Below are 24,454 nucleotides of genomic sequence, written 5' to 3'. Positions count from 1 at the left end.
CAGATCGTCGGCGTCGATCTCAATCCCGACAAGAAGGAGATGGCGACGCGCTTCGGCATGACCGACTTCGTGAACCCCAAGGAGGTCGAGGGCGATCTCGTGGCGCATCTCGTCGAGCTGACCGGCGGCGGCGGAGACTACACCTTCGATGCGACCGGCAACGTGGGCGTCATGCGCACGGCGCTGGAATCGGCCCACAAGGGCTGGGGCGAGAGCATCATCATCGGCGTCGCGCCGGCGGGGGCCGAGATCTCGACGCGGCCCTTCCAGCTGGTCACGGGGCGGGTCTGGAAGGGCACGGCCTTCGGCGGCGCCAAGGGCCGCACGGACGTTCCGAAGATCGTCGACTGGTACATGGACGGCAAGATCGAGATCGATCCGATGATCACCCACACCCTGCCGCTCGAGAAGATCAACGAGGGCTTCGACCTCATGCACGAGGGAAAGTCCATCCGCGCCGTCGTCACGTTCTGAGGGAGAGTGATGGATCTCGTCTCCGAAAACCGGGCCCATGGCGGCGTTCAGCAGGTGGTGAGCCATGTCTCCAAGACCTGCGGCGTGCCGATGACCTTCGGGATCTACCTGCCGCCGCAGGCCGAGGACGGGCCGGTTCCGGTGCTCTGGTATCTCTCGGGCCTGACCTGCACGCACGAGAACGCGATGACCAAGGGCGGCTTCCAGCAGCATGCCGCCGAGCTCGGCTTCGCGGTGGTGTTTCCCGACACCTCGCCGCGGGGCGAGGGTGTGGCGGATGACGATGCCTACGATCTGGGGCAGGGCGCGGGATTCTACGTCAACGCGACCTGCGATCCGTGGGCGCCGCATTACCGGATGTACGACTACATCGTCGACGAACTTCCCGCCCTGATCGAGGCGGAGTTTCCGGTAAGCGGGCCGGCCGGGATCACCGGGCATTCCATGGGCGGTCACGGCGCGCTCACCATCGCGCTGCGCAATCCCGACCGCTACGCTTCGGTGTCGGCCTTCGCGCCGATCGCCAACCCCACGATGTCCGATTGGGGGCGCAAGCAGCTGCACGCCTATCTCGGCGCGGACGAATCCGCGTGGTGCTGCTGGGATGCGTCGGTGCTGCTGGAGGAGCATGGCTGGAAATCGGACATCCTGATCGACCAGGGTACGTCGGACCAGTTCCTCGACCTCCTGCGTCCCGAGGCGCTCGCCTCCGTCATCGCGGGGCGCCGGCAGCCCGGCGAAATCCGCATGCAGGCCGGCTACGACCACAGCTATTTCTTCGTCTCGAGCTTCTCCGGCGATCACGCCCGATGGCATGCCGAGCGCTTCCAGACCTCTAACGGGGCAGGGCGCGCGCATGCGTGAAGTGTCGAGCGGCAAGGATTTTTCGAGTGTTCCGGCGGGGCCGTCCGAAGCGGTCCGGATCGCCCGGAACCGTCACCATCAGCGAAGGGAGGCGCCGGTTTCCTGACATCACAGACGGGTCCGTGCGGGATCTCGCATCCCGTGGGCGGGCCGAACGATCAGGGCGAGCGACCGGTAGGAGGAGACGGCAACGGGCCGTCTGCAGGGGTCGATCGTCACATCCAAGGGAGAGGTACCAATGAAGAAGCTAATGGCCCTGTCGACCGTTTCGGTCGTGGCGCTGACCGGCGCGGCCTTCGCCAACGACGATCTGATCCAGCAGATGGACGATCCGAACCAGTGGGCGATCCAGACCGGCGACTACAAGAACCAGCGTTATTCCGAACTCGACCAGATCAACTCCGAGAACGTCGGTGACCTTCAGGTCGCATGGATGTTCTCGACGGGCGTGCTGCGCGGGCACGAAGGCTCGCCCCTCGTGATCGGCGACACGATGTACGTGCACACGCCCTTCCCGAACACCGTCTATGCCCTCGATCTCAACGAGAACGGCAAGATTAAGTGGAAGTACGAGCCCAAGCAGGACCCGGAAGTCATTCCGGTCATGTGCTGCGACACGGTGAACCGCGGCGTCGCCTATGCTAACGGCAAGATCTTCCTGCATCAGGCCGACACCACGGTCGTCGCGCTCAATGCCGAGAGCGGCGAGGTCGAGTGGAGCGTCGTGAACGGCGATCCGACCAAGGGCGAGACCAACACCGCGACCGTTCTTCCGGTCAAGGACGTGGTCATCGTCGGCATCTCGGGCGGCGAGTTCGGTGTACGTGGCCACGTGACCGCCTACGACATCGAGACCGGCGAGCAGAAATGGCGCGCCTATTCGATGGGTCCGGACGAGGAGATGCTGGTCAACGCCGAGGAGACCACGCATCTCGGCGAGCCGATCGGCGCGGATTCGTCGATCAAGACCTGGGAAGGCGACCAGTGGCAGATCGGTGGCGGCACCACCTGGGGCTGGTACGCAGCCGACATGGAGGAGAACCTCTTCTATTACGGCACCGGCAACCCCTCGACCTGGAACCCCGCCCAACGGCCCGGTGACAACCGCTGGTCGATGACGATCATGGCCCGCGACATCGACACCGGCGAGGCCAAGTGGTTCTACCAGATGACGCCCCATGACGAATGGGACTACGACGGCGTCAACGAGATGATCCTTACCGAGCAGGAGATCGACGGCGAAGAGCGCAAGCTTCTGACCCACTTCGACCGGAACGGCATCGCCTACACGATGGACCGCGTCTCGGGCGAGCTTCTCGTTGCCGAGAAGTACGACCCGGCGGTGAACTGGACCACCGGCGTCGATATGGACCCGGAATCCGACACCTACGGTCGTCCCGAGGTCGTGGCGCAGTACTCGACCGAGCAGAACGGCGAGGACGTGAACTCGACCGGCATCTGCCCGGCGGCGCTTGGCACCAAGGACCAGCAGCCGGCAGCCTATTCGCCGAAGACCGAGACGTTCTACGTGCCGACCAACCATGTCTGCATGGATTACGAGCCGTTCCGCGTCGCCTACACTGCCGGCCAGCCCTATGTCGGTGCGACTCTCGCGATGTACCCGGCGCCGGACAGCCATGGCGGCATGGGCAACTTCGTTGCGTGGGACAACATCAACGGTGAGATCAAGTGGTCGATCCCCGAGCAGTTCTCGGTCTGGTCGGGCGCTCTCGCCACGGCCGGTGACGTGGTCTTCTACGGCACGCTCGAAGGCTACCTGAAGGCCGTGGACGCCGAGACGGGAGACGAACTCTACAGGTTCAAGACCCCGTCCGGCATCATCGGCAACGTGATGACCTACAGCTTCAACGACAAGCAGTATGTGGGCATCCTGTCGGGTGTCGGCGGCTGGGCCGGCATCGGCCTCGCGGCAGGCCTCACCAACCCCAATGACGGTCTGGGTGCCGTGGGCGGCTACGCCGCTCTCAGCGACTACACCGCGCTCGGGGGTCAGCTGACCGTCTTCACCCTTCCCGACTGAGAGTGAACCGGCGGGCCCCATCCCGGGCCCGTCCCGAACGGGCCGGCGCGCAGACGCAGCGCCGGCCCACCCTTACGGACCAACCCACAGGGACCACCATGAGTAAATTTGCCTGTAGCTTGTCGATCGGGCTCGCCCTTTGTGTCGGCCTTCCGGCGCTGGCCCAGGACGAGGAGGCGGACAACGTCACCGCCGCGTACGAAGAGAACGGACGATATTTCACCGAAGACGACATCCCGACCTTCAACGTCGCCGAGGACGGGACGGTCGACTGGCTCACCTTCTCGGGCTTCCGGCGTTACCATGCGGAATGCCATGTCTGCCACGGCCCGGACGGGGAGGGGTCGAGCTACGCTCCGGCGCTGAAGAATTCCGCGGTCGATATGGACTATTACGACTTCGTCGACGTCGTGGTGAACGGACGCCAGAACGTCAACGCATCGTCGAACCAGGTGATGCCGTCCTTCGGCGACAACCCGAACGTCATGTGCTATCTCGACGACATCTACGTCTACCTCAAGGCCCACGGAACCGGTGCCATCGGGCGCGGCCGTCCGGCCCAGAAGGAAGCGAAATCCGACACGATCCAGGAAGACGAGAATGCCTGCATGGGCAGCTAAGCTCGCCGCCCTGGCGGCCATCCCTGTCATCGCGCTTTCCTCCCTGACGCGCGAGGCGGAGGCGCAGACGTCGGATCTGGTCTCGAAGACCGCGTTCCGCGTCTGCGCCGATCCCGCCAACTCGCCGATGTCGAACGAGGAGGGGACCGGTTACGAGAACGCGCTCGCAGAGCTCTTCGCCGCCGAGCTGGACCTGCCGCTGCAATACACCTGGTATCCGATGGCAACGGGCTTCATCCGCAACACGCTCGCCGCGAACCGCTGCGACGTGGTGATCGGATACGCGCAGGGCGCCGAGATGGTGCTGACGACGAACCATTACTTCACCTCGGCCTATTCGCTTGTCGTGCCGGAGGACGGACCGCTCTCGGATGTGGAGACGCTGTCGGATCCCGCGCTCCAGGGGACACGCATCGGCATCATCGCAGGCAGTCCGCCGGCAACGCATCTCGCGCGCAACGGGTTGATCACTTCGGCCAAGGCCTATGCGCTTGTCGTGGACCGGCGCTACGAATCTCCAGCGGTCGATCTTCTCGACGATCTCGCGGCCGGAGTGACGGATGCCGCCGTGCTCTGGGGGCCGCTCGCCGGTCCGCTCGTCAAGGACGGATATCCCGGGCTGAAGGTCATCCCCCTCATCGCCGAGGAGTTACCGCCGCGTCTCTTCTTCCGGATCACGATGGGCGTGCGGATGAGCGACCGGGTCTGGCAGCGCCAGCTCAATTCGCTGATCCGCCGCAATCAGGACGAGATCGACGCGATCCTGACCGAAGCGGGTGTGCCGCTCCTGAACGACATGGGAACCGCCATGCTGACGGCGGAGGCGCAATGAGGGGCAGGGCGCTCGCGGTCCTTCTCGCCGTGGCGCTGCCGACCGGAGCGTTCGCTCAGGTGGCCGAGCCCGACAGCTACAGGATGGAGGAGTACCGCGCGCCCGTTCCCGAGACGCTCCAGGGCGCGACGGTCGTCGGTGTGGACGAGGCGTATGACCTCTGGCGGGACGGCGAGACGGTCTTCGTCGACGTCCTGCCGCGCCCGCCGAAGCCGGAGAACCTGCCAGAAGGCACGATCTGGCGCGAGAAGCCGCGCCTTTCCATCCCCGGGGCGGCGTGGCTGCCGAACACGGGGTACGGCGACATCGCGCCCGCAACCGAGGCATATTTCACGGATGCGCTTGAAACCCTGACGGAGGGCGACCGGACGCATCCGGTCCTCTTCTTCTGCCTGCCGGAGTGCTGGATGTCGTGGAACGCGGCCAAGCGCGCCATCGAGCGTGGATATTCGTCGGTCTACTGGTTTCCAGAAGGCTCGGACGGCTGGTCCTCGGCCGGACACCCGACCGAGGAGATCCCTGCCATGCCGGGCGAGCCCGCGGCGGAGTAGCGGCGCCACGGGCCTCCCTTGCGTCATTCCGCTGCGCCAAACCTTTCCGTCAGCGCATCAAGCCCACCCTGGTAGACTCCCGCGATCGCACCGACCGCATCCTCATCGCTCGCGCCCTCCGAGGGTTCGAAAGTCCCGGTCCAGGTCACCGACGCTCCGCCGTCTTCACGCGCGGTTACGGCAAGCGTCGAGCTGTAGTCCGTCACCGGGAGAACAGCGGGATCGACCTCGGTGATGCGGTAGGAATAGCTCATTCCGGCTTCGTCGCGGGCATCGAGCGTCTCCGAGATCGTCGGCCCGCCTTCCTCGCCGAGGGTCAGCACCCGCGTCGCTCCGGGGGTGGCGTCACCTTCGCCTTCGGTCGCGAAGACCGCGGGATGCCAGCTCATGTCGTGGAAGTTGCCGATCGTGGTCCAGACCTCCTCGGGGCTTGCCGCGAGCTCGGTGGCAAGCGCGACCTGCTGTGGGTCGGCCCCGGCCGCAAAGGGCAGCAGGACCACGGCGGCGGCTAGAAGTGTATGGCGCATCTCGGTCGATCTCCTCACAGAACATGGGCCCTTTGGTGCGTCGCCGGACCGGCAGCGATGCTACGACGGGGGCGGGATGCGGCAACTGCGCCTTAAGTATCGGTTAAGCGCAGGCGGGGTCTCTGTCACGCTTAGTCGAGATTTTGGCGTTTCGGTCGCGGGAGGACGAGATGCGACAGCTCTGGAGCATGCTGCTGGCTGGAATGGTCATGGCGTCGTGGTCCGTTGCGGCCCAGGCGGTTGAGGTCCGCACGGCCGTCCTGCGGATCGATTATCCTACGCTCGCGCCGATCTCCCGCTACGACGAGCGGCCGGACGATCTCGGCTTTGCCGGCGCCGCGCTGGCGGCCGAGGACAATGGCACGACCGGCCAGTTCCTCGGCCATACCTACGAGACCGAAACCGTCGCGGTTCCCCCCGAGGAGGCCGACGCCGCGCTGGCCGCGCTGCTCGACGAGGGCATCGATCTCGTCGTGATCCTCGCCCGCGACGAAGACCTGCTGCGCCTTGCGAACCAGGCGGGGCCGGAGGTTCTCGTCCTCAACGCGCTCGCCGAGGGGGACGCGCTGCGCGGCGAGGCCTGCCGCGCCAACGTGCTGCATGTCGCGCCGTCCTACGCCATGGAGGCCGATGCGGTCGCGCAATTCGCCGTTTTCAAGAAATGGTCGCGCTGGTTTCTCATCGAGGGATCGAACGAGGCCGACCGCGCCATGGGCGAGGCCTATCGCCGGGCGGCCGAGAAGTTCGGCGCGCGCGTGGTCGAGGACCGCATCTACGAGGATACCGGCGGCGCGCGCCGCACCGATACCGGGCATGTCATGGTCCAGCGCCAGCTGCCGGTCTTCACGCAGGACGCCTCCGACCACCAGATCGTCGTCGCCGCGGACGCGACCGGCTATTTCGCGCCCTACCTGCCGTTCCACCTCTGGGACCCGCGGCCGGTAATGGGGTCGGCGGGTTTGCGGCCGGTGAGCTTCCACGGCGCGCATGAAGCCTGGGGCGCGACGCAATTCCAGACACGGTTCGACGCGCTCGCCGGGCGCTACGTGCGTGAGGAGGATTACCAGACCTGGCTGGCGCTCAGGGTGATCGGCGAAGCCGTCACCCGCACGGGGTCCGCCGATGCGGACGCCATCCGCGACTATGCGCTCGGCGACGAATTCGAACTGGCAGCCTTCAAGGGAGTGCCGGTCTCGTTCCGCCAGTGGAACGGCCAGCTGCGGCAGCCCATCCTGCTCTATGACGGCCGGATCACCGCCAGTGTCTCGCCGCAGGACGGCTTCCTTCACCAGAGCTCGCCGCTCGACACGCTCGGGATCGACGAGCCGGAATCCACCTGCACCGCCTTCCAGTGAAAGTCATCACCCATGCGTCTCGCGTTCCTCTCCGCCTGCTGCCTCCCCGCTCTTCTCGCGGCCGCCCCCGCCGCGGCGAACAAGGTCTTCGTGAGCAACGAGCGCGGAAACACCGTCACGGTCCTCGATAGCGAGACCTGGGCGGTGATCGAGGAGTTCGACGCCGGCAACCGCCCGCGCGGGATCACCATCAGCCCCGACGGAGCGCTGCTCTACGTCTGCGCCTCCGACGACGACACTGTCCGGGTGTTCGACACCGAGACCTACGAGGAGCTTTACACCTTGCCCTCGGGCCCCGATCCAGAGCTCTTCGTGCTGCACCCGTCGGGAAGCCCGCTCTATATCGCGAACGAGGACGACAACCTCGTGACCGTGGTCGACACGGAAAGCCACACCGTCGAAGCCGAGGTGCCGGTGGGTGTCGAGCCCGAGGGCATGGCGATCAGCCCCGACACGCGCTGGGTGGTCAATACCTCCGAGACCACCAACATGGCGCATTTCATTGACACCGGCGACTACGCCATCAAGCACAACGTGCTTGTCGACCAGCGCCCGCGCTACGCCGAGTTCACCGATGACGGAAAGACGCTCTTCGTCACATCCGAGATCGGCGGCACGGTGAGCGTGATCGACATGAAGGGCGACGCGCCCGAACTGGTGCACAAGATCGAGTTCGAGGTGCCGGGCGTGCTGCCCGAATGGCTCCAGCCCGTGGGCGCCAAGGTGACCTCCGACGGCAAATGGCTCTTTGTGGCGCTCGGGCCCGCCAACCGGATCGCGGTGATCGATACCGAAAGTTACGAGGTGGTGAAGTACATCCTCGTGGGGCAGCGGGTCTGGCAGCTCGCCTTCACTCCGGACGAGGAGTACCTCCTCACCACGAACGGCAACTCGAACGACATCACCGTCATCGACGTCGCGGCCCAGGAAGCGATCAAGTCGGTTCCGGTGGGACAGCAGCCCTGGGGCGTCGTGGTCGCTCCGGACTGAGTCCAAAAGGGCGCGAACGGGGTGATTGCCGCTGCGTCACCTTTCTGTCGTGCGATCCCAATGCATTGGGTCATTCTGATCTGCCGGGGCTCTGGTCCTCCGGCAGACCGGACCTATTTCGCGCCAAAGCTCATATATCGGGCACGATGGAACTGTCCGCGCAAGTTTTGAGCATGCGGTTCGGAAAGACCGGCATGCAAGGGCGGAAGGCCAACGATCCGGCAACCATTCGTCTGGTAACGAGAGCGCACAAGGGAGGACTGACACGCTAACTCATGAGGGTCTCATGATTGAACTCATCTTCGTCACCTGCCTTGCCGCAAGTCCGACCGATTGCCGAGAGCGCAGTCTCCTCTATACCGACATCACGCCGCAGGTCTGCATGATGGGCGCGCAGATCGAGCTTGCGCGCTGGGTCGAGACGCATCCGAACTGGAATATCGGCCGCTGGTCCTGTCGGACGGTCAACGACGAACACGACATCTGACAACGTCGCCCCGGCTCCGAGGCTCTCCTATTCGGCGGGTTCGACGCTCCGGAGAGGCGGAGAGCGGTAGATCAGATCCGCCTCTGCCTCCGAGTGCGCCGCAGCCCGCGCCTCGAGCGCGCCGTGGTGGGGCGACTTGATGCAGACGGGATCGGTTGCGGCGGCGTCTCCGACGATCGCCATCGCCTGGCAGCGGCAACCGCCGAAATCGACCTTGGCGCGATCGCAGGACCGGCACGGCTCCTGCATCCAGTCGGTCCCGCGATAGGCGTCGAAGGCCGCGCCATGATCCCAGATGTCGCGCAGCGGACGGTCCCGCACATTGTCGAAGCTCAGATGCGGGATCGTCTCGGCCGCGTGGCAGGGCAGCACCTTGCCGTCCGGCGCGATGTTGAGGCCCGTCGTGCCCCATCCGCCCATGCAGCGCTTCGGGTAGTCGGAGTGATAATCCGCCGGCACGTAATCGATGACGAGCGTGCCCTTCAGTCGCGCGCGCGCCTCTGCCACGATTGTATCGGCCTCGCGGGCCTGCGCCCGTGTCGGCATCAGCGTGTCGCGGTTCTTCAGCGCCCAGCCGTGGAACTGCACCGTCGCGACCTCGATCCGACGCGCGCCCATCTCGACCGCCATCTCGATCGCCCGGGGCAGCTGGTGCAGGTTGCGCCGGTGAAGCACCGCATTCAGCGTCAGCGGAAAGCCGATGGCGCCGATCCAGTCGGCCACCATCATCTTGCGCTTGAACCCTCCGGCATAGCCCCCGATCTCGTCGGCCATCTCGGGGTTCGTGCCCTGCAGCGAGAGCTGGATGTGATCGAGCCCGGCGTCGTCGAGCGCCTTCAGCCGCCGCTCGGAGAGGCCGATCCCGGAGGTGATGAGATTGGTGTAGAGCCCGGCGTCCCGTGCGGCCGAGACCAGCTCCTCGAGATCGCGCCGCGAGGCGGGCTCGCCCCCCGAGAGGTGCAGCTGCAGCACGCCGAGATCCGCGGCCTGGCGCAGGACGCTTTTCCACGTGTCGGTGTCGAGTTCCCGGTCGACGCGCGTCAGCTCCACCGGATTGGAGCAGTAGGGACAGGAGAGCGGGCAGCGATGGGTCAGTTCGGCCAGCATGGCGATCGGCGGGCGGACGGTCATGAGCGGACCTCCAGAAATCTGCGCTCGCGCAGGGCCCCGAGGAATCCCGCGGAATCCTTCGCGATGTCCTCGGCCGGCGCGTTGTAGGTGACGGCGAGCGCCTCGGTGATCTCGGAGAAGGACCGCTCGCCGTCGATCTCCGAGAGGATGGCGTGTCCGACCGCGTCGAGCATGATCGCGCGCTCAGGCGCCAGAAGCACCCACGCCTCGCGGACGCGATCGTGATGGAGCCGAACGCCGCGCGGCAGGTAGGGGATGGCGCCGCCCTCCATCACGCGGCCCTCGCGTCGAGAAGGCCCGTACCCGGCTGCCAGCCGCCCGGGGGGATACGCCCGGGCGCGACATAGGCGGAGTGGAGCGCGTCGAGCTGCGACCAGAGCACGTCGGTCTTGAAGATCAGTGCGTTCGCGGCGGCGTCCTGCTTCTCGGCCGTGTCGGCGTGGTCGAGCACCCAGCCGAGGCCGAAGGCGACGTCCTTCGGCGCCTCCTTCAGGCGCGTGCGGAAGTAGGACAGCGAGGAATCGTCGGCGAAGTCGTAATGCTTCAGAAGACCCTCGATCCGGTTGGCGTGGATCTTCGGCGCGAAGAGCTCGGTCAGCGAGGCCGCCACCGCTTCGAGCAGCGTCTTCTCCCGCACGAAGCGGACATAGGCATCGACGGCGAACTTCGTCGCCGGCAGAACGCCTTGCGTGGATGCGACGTAGTCGGGATCGAGTCCCACCGCCTCGGCGAGCCGCAGCCACCGCCTGATGCCCCCTTCGTTCGTGTCGGTACCGTCGTGATCCTCGATGCGCGACCGCCACTTGCGGCGCAGCTCGGGGTCGTCGACGCGCGACATGAAGGCGGCATCCTTCATCGGGATCGAATGCTGGTAATAGTACCGGTTGATGACCCAGGCGCGCACCTGATCCGGCGTGCAGCCGCCGCCATGCAGCATGTCGTGGAACGGGTGAAGGTCGTGGTAGCGCTCGGCGCCGATCCGGCGCAGTCGCGCTTCGAAGTCCTCGCGGGTCTGGGTCATAACGCGAACTCCATTCCGTCCTGTCCGATGGTCCATCCTGCCGCCTCTGCCTTGGCTCGTTCGGACGAGTTGGGGCGCATGACGGGGTTGGTGTTGTTCATGTGCACGAAGATGCGGCGCGCGATGTCCATGCCGTCGAAGGCGCGGATCGAGCCGTCCGCCCCCGACATCGACATGTGCCCCATGCGCTTGCCCGTCTTCTGCCCGAGGCCGGCGCGGACCATCTCGTCATCCGTCCAGAGCGTTCCGTCGAAGAAGAGCGTCGCCGCGCCGCCCAGCCGTATCCTCAGTTCTGCCGTGAGCGCGGCGCATCCCGGTATGTAGTAGGCGGTACGGCCCTCCGCGCGAAGCTCCACGCCGACCGTCTGCTCCCCGATGAGGTCCGTCTCGACGGTCTCGCCCTCGAGGTAGAGCGGTACCTTGCCCGGAACGGGAAACAGCGTCGCCGTCAGGCCCGGGGCGATCTCTTCCGGTTGCTCCAGTGCGATCTCGCGGCGGTCGACGACATCCGAACGCAGCGCATCGAAGATCGGGTTGGCCGCCAGCGCCTCGTGGATGCTGCGCGTCGCATAAAGCCTGAACGGCTGGACCTCGCGCAATGTCAGAAGCCCGGCGACATGGTCGATGTCGCCGTTGGTCAGCAGGACAGACCTGAGCGGCATCTCTCGCAGTCCCGTCGGGTGCAACGGCACGGCGGCCGAAAGCTGCTGCCGGATGTCGGGCGAGGCGTTCAGGATCGCCCAGTCGGTGCCGTTGCCGGTCACGGCAAGCGAAGACTGAGTTTGCGCCGGAATGTGTCCGGCCCGCGCGAGGGTACAGTTCTCGCACCCGCAATTCCATTGGGGCAGGCCACCGCCGGCGGCTGCCCCTAGGATGTGCGCGCGGAACGACATCACATTGGCCTCCCGCACGCGTTGTCGCTCAGAAGAGGACGCCGTCCTCTTCGGGGCCGTACATGTTGATTTCCATTCCGCACTCGATTTCGCGGATGACAGGCTTGGTCCAGGCCATGAATACCTCCTCGGGCTGGTTTGGCATCTGACACTATCGGGCACGAGACCCCTCTTCGCCCAGTCCTAATGTCGCAGAGCGGCACATCCTTTGGTATTAGCCGGCAGAGGCAGCTACGCCCGTCACACCGCCCGATCTGTCCCCGCCCGGCGCGTATCAAAGATGTCCGAAGCCTGCGGATCTCATGGATTGAGCACGCCCAGGCGAGGGCCCGGTTTCCATCGAAGGAAGTCTGGTATACCAGATGACAGGACACGAAGCGCCGCGGGGACCGGGTCTGTGATCCTTCCCGCGCGCTGCGAAGATGGGGAGGAGAGAGACTTGGCCGACACGCGCGCCCGCAAGACGTTCCGTTCGCAGGAATGGTTCGACAACCCGAACAATCCGGGAATGACCGCCCTCTATCTCGAGCGGTACCAGAACCAGGAATACACCCGCGACGAGTTGCAGGGGAACCGGCCGATCATCGGCATTGCCAATAGCGGCTCCGACCTTGCCCCCTGCAACAAGATCCACGTCTTCCTGATGGACCGGATCAAGGCGGGCATCCGCGACGGCGGCGGCATTCCGATGGAGTTCCCGGTCCATCCGATCCAGGAGACCGGCAAGCGCCCGACCGCGGCGCTCGACCGCAATCTCGCCTATCTCGGCCTCGTCGAGGTGCTGCACGGCTACCCGATCGACGGGGTGGTGCTGACGACCGGCTGCGACAAGACCACGCCCGCGATGCTGATGGGCGCCGCCACGGTGGATCTGCCCGCCATCGCGCTCAACGGCGGCCCGATGCTCGACGGATGGTGGAAGGGCAAGCGCGCGGGCTCCGGCACGATCATCTGGGAATCGCGCCGCCTTCTGGCCGAGGGCAAGATCGACTACGACGAGTTCATCGCACGCGCCTGCGCCTCGGCCCCCTCGCTCGGCCATTGCAACACGATGGGCACCGCCTCGACGATGAACGCCATGGCCGAGGCGCTCGGCATGACGCTGACCGGCGCCTCGGCGATCCCCGCGCCGTTCCGCGAGCGCATGGCGATGGCCTACGAGACCGGGCGGCGGATCGTCGCGATGGTGCACGAGGACCTCAAGCCGTCGGATATCCTGACGCGCGAGGCCTTCGAGAACGCCATCGTTACGAACGGCGCCATCGGCGGGTCCACCAACGCCCCGCCGCACCTGCAGGCGATCGCGCGGCACGCCGGGGTCGCGCTCGACGTCTTCGACTGGGAAAAGGTCGGCTACGACGTGCCGCTCCTGCTCAACATGCAGCCCGCCGGGGAATTCCTGGGCGAGAGCTTCTTCCGCGCCGGCGGTGTGCCGGCGGTGATGGGCGAGCTGGCCAACGCCGGGCGCCTGCATGGGGGCTGTCGCACCGCCTCCGGCAAGACCCTAGGCGAGGCGCTCGAGGGCATCGAAAGCGTGGATACGGAGGTCATCCGCACCTACGACGCGCCGCTCCGGGCGAATGCCGGCTTCAAGGTGCTGTCCGGCAACCTCTTCGAGAGCGCGCTCATGAAGACGAGCGTTATCTCCGAGGATTTCCGCCGCCGTTTCCTGTCCCGCCCGGGCGAGGAGAACGTCTACGAGGGGCGCGCCGTCGTCTTCGAGGGTCCGGAGGATTACCTCGACCGAATCAATGACGAGAGCCTTGCGATCGACGAGGAAAGCATGCTGTTCATCCGCGGCGTCGGCTGCGTCGGCTATCCCGGCTCGGCCGAGGTGGTGAACATGCAGCCGCCCGATGCACTGATCCGCGCCGGAGTGAACCACCTGCCCACGGTGGGCGACGGCCGCCAGTCGGGGACATCCGAGAGCCCGTCGATTCTCAACGCCTCTCCGGAATCCGTCGTGGGAGGCGGGCTCGCCTACCTGCAGACCGGCGACCGCGTTCGGCTCGACCTCAACGAGAGCCGGCTCGACGCGCTGGTGGACGAGGCCGAATGGGAGGCGCGGCGCGAGAGCTGGGCGCAGCCCGAGATCACGCACCAGACGCCGTGGCAGGAGATCTACCGCACCCATGTCGGCCAGCTCGGCGACGGCGGCTGCCTCGAGCTCGCGACGGCCTACCAGCGTATCGTCAAGGATCTGCCGCGGGACAACCACTGAGCTGCGCCGAGGTGCATCGGAGGACGAGACCATGAGCCGGACCAATCTGATCGCCGGGGTGCGGCGCGGGACCGGTCGCGCGACTGGCGTCAGACGGGCCGGCTGGCGCGCCGGTCCGCGCCGTATGCCCTCCATCGGCCGCGTCTGAGGGCCGGGGCACATGTCGCACGCCGCCGCCCGGGGGACGTCCATTCCGGAACCGACCCTGCCAGAGCAGATCGCGCGAAAGCTGCGCCGGGACATCCTGCGCGGCGTGCTGGCCCCGGGGGCGGCGGTCAAGGAACGCGACAACGCCGCCCGGCTCGGCGTCAGCCGCACCCCGATGCGCGAGGCGATCCGAATCCTCGCCAAGGAGGGCCTGCTGATGCTGCGCCCCTCCCGGAGCCCGGTCGTGGCGCAGCCGACCTTCCGCGAGATCTCGGACTGGGTCGAGGTCCTGCTCGCGCTCGAGACGCTCTCGGCGGAACTCGCCTGCCGGCATGCAAGCGCTGCCGAGATTGCCGACCTGCGTCGCATCACGGCCTCCATGGATGCCAGGTTCGACATCGCCGACCCGCTCGACATCTTCGAGATCGACATGAGGTTCCACACCGGGATCGCGCGGGCCTCTCACAACGCGGCTTTGGCCGAGACGCATGGCGCCTATCTCGCCCGGCTCTGGCGCGCGCGCTTTCTCTCCGCAGCGCAGCGCCGCAATCGCGCGCGCGTCGTGACCGACCACTCCCGCATCCTCGACACGATCGAGGCGCGCGACGGGGCGGCGGCGCGGAGCGCTATCGATTTTCACCTGGGTCACCTGGCGGAGGACATCCGCGCGGCGATCGAGGCGGAAGAGAGCGCGGCCCGACCGCCGCGCGACTTACAATCGGGAGAATGACATGAAATTGCTTCGCTTCGGCTCTCCGGGCCAAGAACGACCGGGCCTTCTCGATGCCGAGGGCCGGGTCCGGGACCTGTCGCTCCACGCGCCCGATCTGGCTGGGCCGACCGTCTCGCTGGCGGCGCTGGACGAGATCCGCGCCATCGACGTCGCGAGCCTCCCGGTGGTGGACGCGCCGGACCGGATCGGCTCCTGCCTCGCATGGGTCCCGAACTTCTTCTGCATTGGGCTCAACTACGCAAAGCATGCCGCGGAAACGGGCTCAAAGGAGCCGGCCGAACCCATCCTCTTCTCGAAGGCGAGCTCGGCGCTGTCCGGGCCCTACGATCCCGTCAGGATCCCCCGCGACTCGCGGAAATGCGACTGGGAGGTGGAGCTCGGCGTCGTGATCGGCGCCGAATGTTCCTACGTGTCCGAGGAGGAGGCCCTTTCGCGCATCGCGGGATATTGCGTGATCAACGACGTCTCGAAGCGCGAGTTTCAGATCGAGCGCGGCGGGCAGTGGATGAAGGGTAAGTCGGCGCCGACCTTCGGGCCGACCGGCCCCTACCTCGTCACCGCGGACGAGATCGCTGACCCTCAGTCCCTTGCGCTCTCGCTGGCGCTCAACGGCGAGACCGTGCAGTCGAGCTCGACCTCGGACATGATCTTCGGCGTCGCGCAGATCGTCTCGTACATGAGCCGGTTCATGACGCTTCTCCCGGGGGACGTCATCGCCACCGGCACGCCCGAAGGAGTCGGGATGGGGATGTCGCCGCAGCGATTCCTGAAGCCGGGCGACGTGATGGTGCTGACGGTCGAGGGCCTCGGATCGCAGCGGCAGGAGGTCGTGGCGTCAGTCTGACGCGCGGCCTGACCCAGGGGCAAGGATCGAGGGCTCTGCCCTCGCGCTCCCGGAGTATTTTCGCCAAGAAGAAGGGGCGGGCGTCAGGTGAGGCCGTAGGCCGCCAGCAGTGCGGGCATCTCCTCGGCGAGACGCGCGCGTCCGCCCGGTCGCCAGCCGAGCCCGCGGAGCGTTCCGCAGTCAAGAACGCTGACCGGAGCCTCCGAAGGCGGCGGAAGGGGCAGATCGCGACCGAGCGCCCTTGCGGCTTCGACGAGGATTTCCCGGGTGTCGAGAAGGACGTCCGAGACGTGCACGGGCCTCGACGGTGGGGCGTGCCTGAGAATGAGCGCGAGCGCTGCGGCGAGGTCGGCGCCATGCACCTCGCTGCCGCGGCGGGGCTCGGGCGCGCGCCCGCCGATGGCGTCTCTCAGCAGCGTCTCCCATTTCCGCCAGGGCGCCGGCCGAACGCGCGGAAGGTCGGACGGCTCGAGCCCGAGGATTCCGGTCGCGCGCAGGGACCAGCCCGTGACGGGCAGGGCAGCGAGATGCTCCTCCGCCGCAAGCTTGGCGCGTCCGTAGAGCGAGGCGGGCGCGGGCGCGAGGTCCTCGGAGAGGGACGTGCCGGCGGGGAGCCCGTCGAAGACCGCCCGCGAGGAGAGGAATGCGATGCGCGGTACCTCCGCTGCGGCGGCGGCGTCGAAGAGCCGTCTGGTGCCGTCGAGGTTGCGCGCGATGAAGCCGTCCGGATCGTCGCCCTCGCCGCCGCGGTATCGGCCCGGCTCATGTGCGAAGGCGGCGTGGATCAGAAGGTCGAAGCCGGAAAGATCCGGGGGCGGGCTGCCGAGGTCGAAGGGCAGGTACCCGACCGGTCCGCCGGGCGCCGCCCGGGTCAGCGCCGTGACCGAATGTCCCTCGCCAAGCGCTCCGGCGACGAGGAAGCGGCCGACATAGCCGGTGGCCCCGGTGATCGCTACCCGCATGGGCCGGGCAGGGCGGAGAGGTCAGGCGTCTCGCCGCGCTCGAAGGCGCGCCAGAGGTCGATCAGAGGGCGCAGCCGATCCGCCTTGGCGTGGTCCTGCCACGGCTTTTCGTACTGGAAATGCAGGACGCGGATCGCCTGCCAGTCCCAGAGCTCCGGAAGGTTGAACCAGACGTATTGCAGCATGTTGTCGAAGACTGGCAGGCCGTGCCAGTTCGGGAAGTAGTCCTGCAGGAAGGTCTGGTCAGTGCGCCGCCAGAACGCTCCCGGGGCGTCGAGGCGGGCGAGCATGTCCTCGAAGGTCGCGTCCGACGGCCGCGCGGTGAAGACGCCGGAATTCATCCGGTGGAAGTCGGCGAGGCTTTCGTAGACGTTCGGCGCGGCGCAGAACTCGGGGTAGCCGAAGAGCCGGTCGATCGGCCGCAGCACGAGCGTGTCGGCATCGAGGAAGACGACCGAGGCGTAATCGAGCTGCCAGAGACGCAGCTTGGCGAAGTTGTCGAGCGGCGTGTGGAAGGGCGGCTTCTCGCCCTTCGTGAAGGGGTTGCGCCCGTGGATCCGGTCCTTGGCATGGGCCTCGTTGAACGCGGCGCTCGTCGGCAAAAGGTCCGTCTCGACCAGCCGCGCGCCGCGGTCCCGGAGCAGCGCGAGCGATGCCTCGGGCACCGCTTCGGTATGCAGCACGACGCGGTCGGCCTCCGTTCCCGTCGTCGCAAGAGACTGCAGGAGTGCCGCCGCGCCCCGGCCGAAATCGGCGTTGGTGACCAGTGTGACGAAGGCCCGGTCGGACCGGGCCTTCCTTTCGGGCCGAAGCGCGCTCACGAGACCGACTTGAGCGCCTTGCCCTCGGGGTCGCGCTCGACGCGGCTGCCGAGATCCTTGGTCCAGGCCGAAATGGCGGGAACGCGGCTGCGGTCGATGCGGTGGGCGTATTTCCTGGCGACGTCGACGACCTCCGACAGGAGCCCCTCGGCCAGCGTCGTCGGGTCGAGGCCGAGCGACAGGAACTGGTCGTTCTTCACGATCAGGTCGTTCTCGGCCGCTTCCTTGCGCGGATTGGGCAGGTAGGCAACGCGGCCGCCGGCGAGCTTCGCCACCATCTCGGCAAGGTCGCGCACGCGGTGCGTCTCGGTCATCTGGTTGAAGATTTTGACCCGGTCGCCTGCCTCGGGCGCGTCCTCGAGGGCAAGCTCGATGCACCGCACCGAATCCTGGATGTGGATGAAGGCGCGGGTCTGACCACCGGTGCCGTGCACGGTGAGCGGATAGTCGATCGCCGCCTGGATCAGGAACCGGTTCAGCACGGTGCCGTAATCGCCGTCGTAGTCGAAGCGGTTGATGAGCTGCTCGTGGCGGCGGGTCTGGTCGGTATGGGTGCCCCAGACGATGCCCTGATGCAGGTCGGTGATCCGCAGCCCGTCGTTCTGGGCGTAGAACTGGAAGAGGATCTGATCGAGCGACTTGGTCATGTGATAGACCGAGCCGGGCCGCGTCGGATACAGGATCTCCTGCTCCTTCTTGCCGTTCGGCGTGTCGATCTCGATGTCGAGATAGCCCTCGGGGATCGGCGCTCCCACGCTGGAATAGCCGTAGACGCCCATCGTGCCGAGATGCACGAGATGCGCGTCGATACCCGATTCCACCAGCGCGGCTAGGAGGTTGTGCGTCGCGCTGACGTTGTTGTTCACCGTGTAGACCTTGTGGCGGTCGGTCTTCATCGAGTAGGGCGCGGCGCGCTGCTCTGCAAAGTGGATGATGGCGTCGGGCTTGTGCTCGACGAGCCAGCCCTTCAATCGCTCGTATTCCTTCGCGAGGTCGAGAAGGTGGAAGTGCAGCGTCTCGCCCGACACCTCCTTCCAGATCCGGCAGCGCTCCTGGATCGAATCCATCGGGGTCAGGGACTGGACGCCGAGTTCGGTGTCGATCCAGCGCCGGGACAGGTTGTCGACGATATGGACCTCGTGTCCCTGCGCCGACAGATGCAGACAGGTGGGCCAGCCGACGAAGCCGTCCCCTCCGAGAATGGCGATGCGCATGACTTTCCTCCGCTCGTGCACCCCGATTGACGCCGGGTCCTAGGGTGCCGGCTTGTGAAAGTAAAACGATGCTTTTGCAACACCGGCGACGGGCCGCCGCCCGGGTGACAGGCCCGTAATTGCCGTCTAGGGGCCGGGCGAACACACCGGAGATCAGACGTGCCGGACATTCCAGACTTCCTTCAAAGCGTGGTGCCGCTCGGCGAAGCGCTGCCCTATCTCGCCGCGGCGCTTCTCGCGCTCCTGGTTGCGGCCATGCTCCGCGCCGTATTCGCGCCGCGCTTCGAGGCGCGGCCGCTTCTCGGCGCCGGGGAACGACGGGTCTTCGCGGCCCTGAAAGCCGCGTGCCCGCCAGGCTGGAGCGTCTTTCCGCAGGTCTCCTACGGTGAGATCCTGCGCTGCCGGTCGCGGCGCAAGTACTTCACGATCAACGCGCGTCGGGCCGACTTCGTGATCTGCGACGCATCGTTCGAAGCCGTCGCGGTCGTCGAATACCAGGGCGCCGGACATTGGGGCGAGACGCGATCCGATCGCCGCAGGGCCGAGCGGGGCGACCGTGCCAAGCGCCGTGCGCTGCGGGAGGCCTCCGTTCCGTTGATCGAAGTGCCCGCGAGGTTCGACGCCACCTGGCTGCGGGGAGCAATCGACGCCCTTCGCGCCTGAGACCCTCTGGTTCCCGGCAGGTCCGTGCGGATGCGCGCGCGGCGTGTGCACCGCCTCCGTCGCCGGCGGCTGAAGCACGAAAGCGCGTCATGACAGCAACTTAAGCCCAGAGACCGTCGCGGACATGACGGCACCGGCGTAATGAAGCGACTCCACGACTGGTCGTGCGCGATGAAATGTCTAGGTCAGGACGGTCAAAGAGAAGGCGGCCTTCCGGGCCGCGCAGCAGCCGCAGAAAGGATGCCGCAATGAGCACGCCCAAGCTGTTCCACCCCGCACGGGCGGGGGACATCGAACTCAAGAACCGCATCGTCATGGCTCCGCTCACCCGCAACAGGGCCAGCGACGGGGACAACCTGCCGATGGACATCCATGTCGAATACTACACCCAGCGCGCCGATGCCGGCCTGATCGTCACCGAGGCGACGCAGATCTCGCCCGAGGGCAAGGGCTACGCCTGGACGCCCGGCATCTATTCCGACGCGCAGGTCGAGGCCTGGAAGAATGTCACGGACGCCGTGCACGAGGCCGGCGGCAAGATCGTCATGCAGCTCTGGCACGTCGGACGCATCTCGCACAACTCGCTACAGGAAGACGGCAAGCAGCCGGTCGCGCCATCGGCCATCCGGGCCGAGGCGCCGACCTTCGACGGCGAGAAGATGGTGGACGTCTCCGAACCCCGCGCGCTCCGGCTCGACGAGCTGCCGCGCATCGTGGAGGATTACCGCAAGGCCGCCGAGAACGCCAAGAAGGCCGGCTTCGACGGGGTCGAGGTGCACGGCGCGAACGGCTACCTGCTCGACCAGTTCCTGAAGGACGGCTCGAACAAGCGCACCGACGATTACGGCGGCTCCTACCAGAACCGCATGCGGCTGCTGCTCGAGGTGCTCGACGTCGTCGAGGGCGTCTGGGGCCCGGCGCGCACCGGCCTGCGGCTGTCGCCGTTCTCCGCTGCGAACGACGCGACGGACAGCGATCCGGCGGCGCTGGCCGAAGCGCTCGTCGACGCGCTCAAGGATCGTGGTCTCGCCTACGTGCACGTGATCGAGGGGCAGACCGGCGGATCGCGCGACGCCGTTCCGGACAGCGTGGACCTGCGGTCGCTGAAAGACCGGCTCGGCACCACGTGGATGGCGAACAACGGCTATGACCGCGATCTCGCCATCGACCGCGTGGAGAGCGGCGATGCCGATCTCGTTGCGTTCGGCGTGCCCTACATCGCCAACCCGGACCTCGCCAAGCGGCTCGAGCGCAACGCCGCGCTCAACACGCCGGACAAGGACACCTTCTACGGCGGCGGCCGCGAGGGCTACGTGGACTATCCGTTCCTCGAGCAGGTGGCGACCGCGTCGAACACCGCCGCAGAGTGATCGGACACCAAATCGTTAACACGGCGCGCTCCCGTTGCTCGGGGCGCGCCGTTGACGAGGCGACATCAAGCACCCGATATGTGTCGCCCGCGACCAAAGGCCCGCCACATCTGGGGGTTCTCCCGGCGTCGGCTACCGCCTCTTGAGCCCTGTTCCACCGATCCCCGGCAGATCACGCAAAAAGGCTCTGGTGCATAGAGCTTGAAAAGCGGTAGCCTCGGCTACAAATCCTTTATCCGAGACAGGAGACGACCAGTGCCGCCGTATCCGGGGCCGGGCCGTCTTGCCGAGCACAAGGAACTCTCATGCAACAGCCTCTCAATTCGTCCTATCCGGTGCTGCCCCTGCGGGACATCGTGGTGTTCCCGCACATGATCGTGCCGCTCTTCGTGGGCCGCGAGAAATCCGTGCGCGCGCTCGAAGAGGTCATGCAGGACGACAAGCAGATCCTTCTGGCGAGCCAGGTGGATCCCGCCGATGACGATCCGACCTCGGAGCAGATCTACTCCGCGGGCGTCGTGGCCAACGTGCTGCAACTGCTGAAGCTTCCCGACGGCACCGTGAAGGTACTGGTCGAGGGGCAGGCACGCGTGAAGATCACGGAATATCTCGAGAACGAGGAGTTCTTCGAGGCGCGTGCCGAGTACATGAACGAGATGCCCGGTGACAACACCGCCATCGAGGCTCTGGTGCGGTCCGTCGCCGACGAGTTCAACCGCTACGCCAAGATCAAGAAGAACATCCCCGAAGAGGCGCTGTCGACCGTCAGCGAGACGACCGATCCGGCCAAGCTCGCCGATCTCGTCGCGGGCCATCTCGGCATCGAGGTGAACCAGAAGCAGGAGCTTCTGGAGACGCTCGCCGTGTCCGACCGGCTCGAGAAGGTCTACGGTCTGATGCAGGGCGAGATGAGCGTTCTGCAGGTCGAGAAGAAGATCAAGACGCGCGTCAAGAGCCAGATGGAGCGCACGCAGCGCGAGTATTACCTGAATGAGCAGATGAAGGCCATTCAGAAGGAACTCGGCGACGGCGACGATGGCCAGAACGAGGTCCAGGAGCTCGAGAAGCGCGTCTCCGAGACCAAGCTCTCGAAAGAGGCCAAGGACAAGGCCGATGCGGAGATCAAGAAGCTCAAGAACATGAGCCCGATGTCCGCCGAGGCGACGGTCGTGCGCAACTACCTCGATTGGATGTTGTCGATCCCGTGGAACAAGAAGTCCAAGACCAAGAAGGACCTCGGCCGCGCCCAGAAGGTGCTCGACGACGACCACTACAGCCTCGACAAGGTCAAGGAACGCATCGTCGAATACCTCGCCGTGCAGCAGCGCTCGAAGAAGCTGAAGGGGCCGATTATGTGCCTCGTCGGCCCTCCGGGCGTGGGCAAGACGTCGCTCGGCCAATCGGTCGCCAAGGCCACGGGACGCGAGTTCATCCGCATCTCGCTCGGCGGCGTGCGTGACGAGAGCGAGATCCGTGGCCACCGCCGGACCTATATCGGCTCCATGCCGGGCAAGATCATCCAGGCGCTGAAGAAGGCCAAGACCACGAACCCGCTCATCCTGCTCGACGAGATCGACAAGATGGGTCAGGACTTCCGCGGCGATCCGGCTTCGGCCATGCTCGAGGTGCTCGATCCCGAGCAGAACGCCACCTTCGTCGACCACTATCTCGAGGTGGAATACGACCTCTCGGACGTGATGTTCATCACGACCGCGAATTCCTACAACATGCCGGGGCCGCTTCTGGACCGGATGGAGATCATTCCGCTCGCTGGCTACACCGAGGACGAGAAGGCCGAAATCGCGCGCCGGCATCTTCTGCCGAAGCAGATCAAGAATCACGGCCTGAAGGAGTCGGAGTTCGTCCTCGAGGATCAGGCGCTGGTCGACACGATCCGCTACTACACCCGCGAAGCCGGCGTGCGGAACCTCGAGCGGGAGCTGGCCAAGATCGCCCGGAAAGCGGTGACCAAGATCGTCAAGAAGGAGGTCGAGACCGTTACGGTGACGGCGGACAACCTTCCCGACTTCCTCGGGGTGCGCAAGCACCGCTACGGCCTGGCCGAGGACGAGCACCAGGTCGGTGTCGTCACGGGCCTCGCCTACACTTCGGTCGGGGGCGACCTTCTGCACATCGAGGCGCTACGCCTGCCGGGCAAGGGCCGGATGAAGACCACGGGCACGCTCGGCGACGTCATGAAGGAATCGATCGACGCTGCCTCGTCTTACGTGCGCTCGATCTCGCCGCGCATCGGCGTCAAGCCGCCGAGCTTCGAGAAGTGGGACATCCACGTGCACGTTCCCGACGGCGCGACGCCGAAGGACGGACCCTCGGCGGGTCTCGCCATGGTCACCGCGATCGTGTCGGTCCTGACCGGGATCCCGGTCCGCAAGGACATGGCGATGACCGGCGAGGTGACGCTGCGCGGCAACGCGAGCGCCATCGGCGGGCTGAAGGAAAAACTTCTCGCAGCTCTCCGGGGCGGCATCAAGACAGTCCTGATCCCGAAGGAGAACGAGAAGGACCTCGCCGAGTTGCCGGACAACGTGAAGGAAGGGCTCGAAATCATCCCGGTCGAGCACGTCTCCGAAGTGCTCAAGCACGCGCTCATCCGTGAGCCCGAGGCGGTCGACTGGGACGAGAACGAAGAGACGCCCGTCGACGCGATGACGCGGCCGGACGAAGGCAAGGGGTCCGGCGCCGTCGCGCACTGACCCGGGGTCGTCGAGACACCTCGTGGCGGCCGGTTCGGCCGCCGCGCCGAAAGCACGACGGGTCTCCCGGCGCTCGTTTCGTTTTTTGAATGGGAATCTCAGAAGTTAGTCCATCACGCCGGCCGGGGCTCGCCCTCGCAAGTTTCCGAAGTGAGCGGGCCGAGACGCTCGCGAAGACCGCGCCCGTACAGATCATTTTCGACCTACGTAACGCGCCGCTCGAGTTCGTAACTGAAGATGTGGGCTTCCAGACGATCGCCCGATTTCCGTAGGGCTGATCGAGTTCTGGAAAGTGGCGGAGAGACAGTCCTTCCTCGAACTTATTTGTGCAGTTTTCTATACATTATAACAAGCACTTAAAGTTTAACCGCGTGTCTCGCGTGAGGCAAATTGTGTAGCAAGTGTGTAGCAGGCATTGCGCGACGGCTTCACGCTCAATGTGAACTGGCCCCCGTTTCGACCGGACACTTGGGCATAGCCATGGAGGCTTAGGCATATGCCTGAGCACGTGCTTATGTCTGAGATAGAGATCATCACCGATGGTGGCCGTCGGCGCCGCTGGCCTGCCACGGAGAAGCTGCGGATCGTCGAGGAGACGTTGGAGGACGGCGCCAGCATCTCTGTCGTCGCGCGCCGGAATGGCGTGGCTCCGAACCTGTTGTATCGTTGGCGCCGTCTGATGCTGGACGGGGGAGCCGTGGCCGTGTCCGAGGATGACGATGTGACCAGCAATCGTGCCGTCCGGCAGATGGAGGATCGCATCCGCGAGCTCGAGCGCCAGCTCGGCCGCAAGACGCTCGAGGTCGAAATCCTCAAGGAGGCGCTGGACAAGACGCGCTCAAAAAAACGGACCTGGCTCGCGCAGTCGCAGCCGAAGGGCGGTTCCCGGTGAAGGTCGTGGCCGAGACCCTGGGTGTCGCCCGCTCGAACCTGCACGCCCGGATGAACGGGAGCGCGAAGCCGCGGCGGCGCTATCACA

General features: G+C 66.2%; 24 protein-coding genes and 1 pseudogene. 16 read left to right on the top strand and 9 right to left on the bottom strand.

Going from position 1 to position 24,454, the window contains the following annotated elements; genetic code table 11:
- From OCH239_RS18825 to OCH239_RS18800, 6 genes are all read left to right on the top strand, one after another.
- The coding region (locus tag OCH239_RS18825) for a zinc-binding dehydrogenase (RefSeq protein ID WP_037266211.1) at positions 1–474 on the top strand (474 nt) is incomplete at its 5' end.
- Between the two features lie 9 nt (positions 475–483).
- Positions 484–1,338 carry an S-formylglutathione hydrolase gene (gene fghA, locus OCH239_RS18820; RefSeq protein WP_037266208.1) on the top strand — a complete coding sequence of 285 codons (855 nt, stop codon included), beginning with the start codon at positions 484–486 and terminating at the stop codon, positions 1,336–1,338.
- A gap of 238 nt (positions 1,339–1,576) precedes the next feature.
- Positions 1,577–3,379: a methanol/ethanol family PQQ-dependent dehydrogenase gene (locus tag OCH239_RS18815; protein WP_037266205.1), complete on the top strand. Its 1,803-nt coding sequence runs from the start codon at positions 1,577–1,579 to the stop codon at positions 3,377–3,379.
- Between the two features lie 98 nt (positions 3,380–3,477).
- Entirely contained in the window at positions 3,478–3,999 is a 522-nt protein-coding gene (locus OCH239_RS18810) for a c-type cytochrome, methanol metabolism-related (RefSeq protein WP_037266203.1), read from the top strand.
- Positions 3,980–4,831 (top strand): substrate-binding domain-containing protein, encoded by an 852-nt coding sequence (locus tag OCH239_RS18805; RefSeq protein ID WP_037266200.1) that lies wholly within the window; start codon positions 3,980–3,982, stop codon positions 4,829–4,831. Before OCH239_RS18810 ends, OCH239_RS18805 begins: the two co-directional genes overlap by 20 nt.
- On the top strand, positions 4,828–5,382 hold the full coding sequence (locus OCH239_RS18800) for a PQQ-dependent catabolism-associated CXXCW motif protein (RefSeq protein WP_037266197.1): 555 nt from the start codon (positions 4,828–4,830) through the stop codon (positions 5,380–5,382). The genes OCH239_RS18805 and OCH239_RS18800 overlap by 4 nt, the downstream gene beginning before the upstream one ends.
- Positions 5,383–5,405: 23 nt before the next feature.
- Here OCH239_RS18800 and OCH239_RS18795 read toward each other — a convergent pair whose 3' ends face one another.
- A complete protein-coding gene (locus OCH239_RS18795; RefSeq protein ID WP_037266194.1) occupies positions 5,406–5,909 on the bottom strand; it encodes an SRPBCC family protein in 504 nt (167 codons plus the stop codon).
- A 170-nt stretch (positions 5,910–6,079) separates the two neighbouring features.
- Here OCH239_RS18795 and OCH239_RS18790 point away from each other — a divergent pair, with 170 nt between their 5' ends.
- The 3 genes from OCH239_RS18790 (at position 6,080) to OCH239_RS18780 (ending at position 8,741) form a co-directional block, all read left to right on the top strand.
- A complete protein-coding gene (locus OCH239_RS18790) occupies positions 6,080–7,264 on the top strand; it encodes an ABC transporter substrate-binding protein (protein ID WP_037266192.1) in 1,185 nt (394 codons plus the stop codon).
- A 12-nt stretch (positions 7,265–7,276) separates the two neighbouring features.
- Positions 7,277–8,254 carry a YVTN family beta-propeller repeat protein gene (locus OCH239_RS18785; protein WP_037266189.1) on the top strand — a complete coding sequence of 326 codons (978 nt, stop codon included), beginning with the start codon at positions 7,277–7,279 and terminating at the stop codon, positions 8,252–8,254.
- 286 nt (positions 8,255–8,540) lie between these two features.
- Positions 8,541–8,741, top strand: a complete 201-nt coding sequence (locus tag OCH239_RS18780; RefSeq protein ID WP_037266186.1) for a hypothetical protein — start codon at positions 8,541–8,543, stop codon at positions 8,739–8,741.
- Between the two features lie 27 nt (positions 8,742–8,768).
- Here OCH239_RS18780 and pqqE read toward each other — a convergent pair whose 3' ends face one another.
- The 5 genes from pqqE to pqqA are packed head-to-tail and all read right to left on the bottom strand — an operon-like array spanning position 8,769 to position 11,904.
- A complete protein-coding gene (gene pqqE, locus OCH239_RS18775; protein ID WP_037266183.1) occupies positions 8,769–9,872 on the bottom strand; it encodes a pyrroloquinoline quinone biosynthesis protein PqqE in 1,104 nt (367 codons plus the stop codon).
- On the bottom strand, positions 9,869–10,144 hold the full coding sequence (gene pqqD / locus OCH239_RS18770; RefSeq protein ID WP_037266181.1) for a pyrroloquinoline quinone biosynthesis peptide chaperone PqqD: 276 nt from the start codon (positions 10,142–10,144) through the stop codon (positions 9,869–9,871). Before pqqD ends, pqqE begins: the two co-directional genes overlap by 4 nt.
- Positions 10,144–10,893 carry a pyrroloquinoline-quinone synthase PqqC gene (gene pqqC / locus OCH239_RS18765; RefSeq protein ID WP_037266179.1) on the bottom strand — a complete coding sequence of 250 codons (750 nt, stop codon included), beginning with the start codon at positions 10,891–10,893 and terminating at the stop codon, positions 10,144–10,146. Before pqqC ends, pqqD begins: the two co-directional genes overlap by 1 nt.
- The gene (gene pqqB, locus OCH239_RS18760; RefSeq protein WP_037266176.1) at positions 10,890–11,786 is read right to left on the bottom strand and encodes a pyrroloquinoline quinone biosynthesis protein PqqB; all 897 of its coding nucleotides are present in this window, start codon (positions 11,784–11,786) and stop codon (positions 10,890–10,892) included. Before pqqB ends, pqqC begins: the two co-directional genes overlap by 4 nt.
- 28 nt (positions 11,787–11,814) lie before the next feature.
- Positions 11,815–11,904: a pyrroloquinoline quinone precursor peptide PqqA gene (gene pqqA / locus OCH239_RS18755; protein WP_037266221.1), complete on the bottom strand. Its 90-nt coding sequence runs from the start codon at positions 11,902–11,904 to the stop codon at positions 11,815–11,817.
- A 321-nt stretch (positions 11,905–12,225) separates the two neighbouring features.
- Here pqqA and OCH239_RS18750 point away from each other — a divergent pair, with 321 nt between their 5' ends.
- From OCH239_RS18750 to OCH239_RS18740, 3 genes are all read left to right on the top strand, one after another.
- A complete protein-coding gene (locus OCH239_RS18750) occupies positions 12,226–14,007 on the top strand; it encodes an IlvD/Edd family dehydratase (RefSeq protein WP_037266173.1) in 1,782 nt (593 codons plus the stop codon).
- Positions 14,008–14,167: 160 nt separating this feature from the next.
- Positions 14,168–14,884 carry a GntR family transcriptional regulator gene (locus tag OCH239_RS18745; RefSeq protein WP_051489611.1) on the top strand — a complete coding sequence of 239 codons (717 nt, stop codon included), beginning with the start codon at positions 14,168–14,170 and terminating at the stop codon, positions 14,882–14,884.
- A 1-nt stretch (position 14,885) separates the two neighbouring features.
- Positions 14,886–15,731 carry a fumarylacetoacetate hydrolase family protein gene (locus tag OCH239_RS18740; RefSeq protein ID WP_037266168.1) on the top strand — a complete coding sequence of 282 codons (846 nt, stop codon included), beginning with the start codon at positions 14,886–14,888 and terminating at the stop codon, positions 15,729–15,731.
- 83 nt (positions 15,732–15,814) lie between these two features.
- Here OCH239_RS18740 and OCH239_RS18735 read toward each other — a convergent pair whose 3' ends face one another.
- From OCH239_RS18735 to OCH239_RS18725, 3 genes are read right to left on the bottom strand one after another with little or no spacing between them, the layout of a single operon-like run.
- Positions 15,815–16,693, bottom strand: coding sequence for an NAD-dependent epimerase/dehydratase family protein (locus tag OCH239_RS18735; protein ID WP_037266167.1), 879 nt, complete (start codon positions 16,691–16,693; stop codon positions 15,815–15,817).
- On the bottom strand, positions 16,684–17,514 hold the full coding sequence (locus tag OCH239_RS18730) for a glycosyl transferase (RefSeq protein ID WP_037266166.1): 831 nt from the start codon (positions 17,512–17,514) through the stop codon (positions 16,684–16,686). The genes OCH239_RS18735 and OCH239_RS18730 overlap by 10 nt, the downstream gene beginning before the upstream one ends.
- Positions 17,511–18,728, bottom strand: a complete 1,218-nt coding sequence (locus tag OCH239_RS18725; protein WP_037266163.1) for an NAD-dependent epimerase/dehydratase family protein — start codon at positions 18,726–18,728, stop codon at positions 17,511–17,513. Before OCH239_RS18725 ends, OCH239_RS18730 begins: the two co-directional genes overlap by 4 nt.
- A 159-nt stretch (positions 18,729–18,887) precedes the next feature.
- On the opposite strand from OCH239_RS18725, the gene OCH239_RS18720 reads away from it, so the two are divergent.
- From OCH239_RS18720 to OCH239_RS18705, 4 genes and pseudogenes are all read left to right on the top strand, one after another.
- A complete protein-coding gene (locus OCH239_RS18720; protein ID WP_051489610.1) occupies positions 18,888–19,391 on the top strand; it encodes a DUF2726 domain-containing protein in 504 nt (167 codons plus the stop codon).
- Between the two features lie 248 nt (positions 19,392–19,639).
- Positions 19,640–20,761 carry an alkene reductase gene (locus OCH239_RS18715; protein WP_037266162.1) on the top strand — a complete coding sequence of 374 codons (1,122 nt, stop codon included), beginning with the start codon at positions 19,640–19,642 and terminating at the stop codon, positions 20,759–20,761.
- Between the two features lie 305 nt (positions 20,762–21,066).
- Positions 21,067–23,475: an endopeptidase La gene (gene lon / locus OCH239_RS18710; protein WP_037266160.1), complete on the top strand. Its 2,409-nt coding sequence runs from the start codon at positions 21,067–21,069 to the stop codon at positions 23,473–23,475.
- A gap of 496 nt (positions 23,476–23,971) precedes the next feature.
- Positions 23,972–24,454 (top strand): annotated as a pseudogene (locus tag OCH239_RS18705) (transposase); the annotation flags it as partial.

The sequence above is a fragment of the Roseivivax halodurans JCM 10272 genome (assembly GCF_000521785.1).
Lineage (GTDB): Bacteria > Pseudomonadota > Alphaproteobacteria > Rhodobacterales > Rhodobacteraceae > Roseivivax > Roseivivax halodurans.
Note: the sequence above shows the minus strand (reverse complement) of the source record. Positions and strands in the feature narration are given on the sequence as shown.